General features: G+C 74.0%; 2 protein-coding genes and 1 pseudogene. All 3 read left to right on the forward strand.

Going from position 1 to position 2106, the window contains the following annotated elements:
* A partial coding sequence (locus AB0C69_RS41615) for an ABC transporter ATP-binding protein (protein ID WP_360362293.1) occupies window positions 1–395 on the forward strand: 395 nt, incomplete at its 5' end.
* Between the two features lie 42 nt (window positions 396–437).
* The gene (locus tag AB0C69_RS41620; protein ID WP_360362296.1) at window positions 438–1298 is read left to right on the forward strand and encodes a fused MFS/spermidine synthase; all 861 of its coding nucleotides are present in this window, start codon (window positions 438–440) and stop codon (window positions 1296–1298) included.
* A gap of 174 nt (window positions 1299–1472) precedes the next feature.
* A pseudogene (locus AB0C69_RS41625) lies at window positions 1473–2106 on the forward strand (hypothetical protein); the annotation flags it as partial.

The raw sequence follows: 2106 nt of genomic DNA on the forward strand, positions 1-2106 counted from the left end.
GGCTGGCGTACGTGTTCATCGCGCACGACCTGGCCGCCGTCCGCCACATCTCCGACCGGATCGCCGTGATGTACCTGGGCAAGGTCGTCGAGACCGGCGACGAGGCCCAGATCTACGAGCACCCCACCCACCCGTACACGCAGGCGCTGCTGTCGGCCGTCCCGGTGCCCGACCCGGACGCGCCCGGCTGGACGGAGCAGATCCGGCTGGAGGGCGAGCCGCCGTCGCCGCTGGACCCGCCGTCCGGCTGCCGGTTCCGCACCCGCTGCTGGAAGGCGCGCGACATCTGCGCGGAGCAGGTGCCGGCCCTGGAGGAGCGGGACGGCTCCGCCCACCCCAGCGCCTGCCACTTCGCGGCGGAGACCGCCCTGACCGACCTGACGGAGCAGACCTGAGGTACGGCGGGCCGCGCGGGCCGCGGTCCGTAGGGTGGGGGCATGGCACGCAAGGGCAGGCACGCCCCCCGTCCGCGAACCTACGAGATCGCCGGCGGGGAGGCGGAGCTGCTGCGCGACGCCGACCGCGACGGCGGCTGGATGCTCCTCGTCGACGGCGTCCCCCAGTCGTACGTGGACCTGTCCGACCCCACCTACCTCGACTTCGAGTACATGCGCCTGATGGGCGACGTGGTCGACGCGCTCGGCCTCGCCGGGGAGGCGTTCGACGCGGTCCACGTCGGCGGCGCCGGGTGCACGCTGCCCCGCTACATCGCCGCGACCCGGCCGGGCTCTCGGCAGGTGGTGCTGGAACCGGACGCGGAACTGGTGCAGGTCGTCCGGGAGCAGCTGCCGGTCAAGGGCGTCCCCGGCCTGCGGATCCGGATCACCGACGGGCGCTCGGGGATCGCGGCCCTGGCCGACGAGGCCGACGACCTGGTCGTGATGGACGCCTTCGCCGGGGCGTCGATGCCGCCGGAACTCGCGACCCGCGAGTTCGTCCTGGACGCCGCGCGCGTGCTGCGCCCCGGGGGCGTCTACCTGGCCAACGTCGCCGACGGCTTCCGGCTGCCGTTCGCCCGCCGGGTGACCGCCACGGTCCGGTCGGTGTTCCGGCACGCGCTGCTGATGGGCGACCCCGGCGTGCTGCGGGGCCGCCGCTTCGGGAACCTGATCGTGGCCGCGTCCCGGGAGCCGCTCCCCGTGGCGGAGCTGACGCGCCGCGCGGCGGGCGGCGTCGCGCGCGCCCGCCTGCTGGAGGGCGGCGACCTCGCGGCGTTCTGCGCCGGCGCCGCGCCGCTGCTCGACGGCGAGGAGATCGTCGCGCCCGTCCCGCCGCCGCAGGTCTTCGGGAAGTCCTGACCGCGGGACCCGTCTGCCGCGCGGACTCCGATCGGGGAACCGGGCCCGCCGCACGGCCCCGCGCGGAAGCGGACCCGGTATCAGTTCCCGCCCGAGACCCATGCGCTTCGGTAAGGGACGGACTCCCCGCGCGTATCGGCCTCATCGAGCCCCGCCATGTCCCATAATCGAGCGATGGAGTCGTCCACCCGAATTCTCATTCTCGGCATGGATTCGTCGGGGATAATTCTCCAGTTCGACCGCAACGCCGCTGCGGTTCTGTGCCCGAATGGGGACGCCCTCCTGGGCTCCCGGCTGGACGAGGTCATTCCCGGCGCGCGCAGGCCGCTGCTGGAGGCGCTGAGGGCCGGGCGGGAGCGCACGGCCATGCTCGCCGTGGAGTCCCCGGTCGGCGGCATGCTCGACGCCGTCGTCACCGTCCACCCGATGAGCGGCGGCGCGCCCGAGATCGCAGCGCTGGCCGTGGTGAAGGTGCCGGTGCCGCTCGCGGACCGGTTCGTCGACCCGGCCGTCATCCGCCGCGCCCTGCTGGACGACGCGCTCCCGCGGATCGGCTCCACGCTCGACCTCGAATTGCTGGCGCGCGGACTCATGGACGTGCTCGTCCCGCACTTCTGCAATTCCGGCGCGCTGCTGCTGCTGGAGAACCATATCGACGCCGACGAGGGGCCGCAGGGCCCCGACGGCCCGCAGCTGCGCCGGATGGCGATCGGGTTCGACGACCAGGACCCGGTCGGGAACGTCTCGTACCTGACGGTGTTCGGCCTCCTCGTCGGGACGCCGCTGCTGTTCACGCTGGCGCTGCCCC

This window comes from Actinomadura sp. NPDC048032 (assembly GCF_040653175.1).
Lineage (GTDB): Bacteria > Actinomycetota > Actinomycetes > Streptosporangiales > Streptosporangiaceae > Spirillospora > Spirillospora verrucosospora.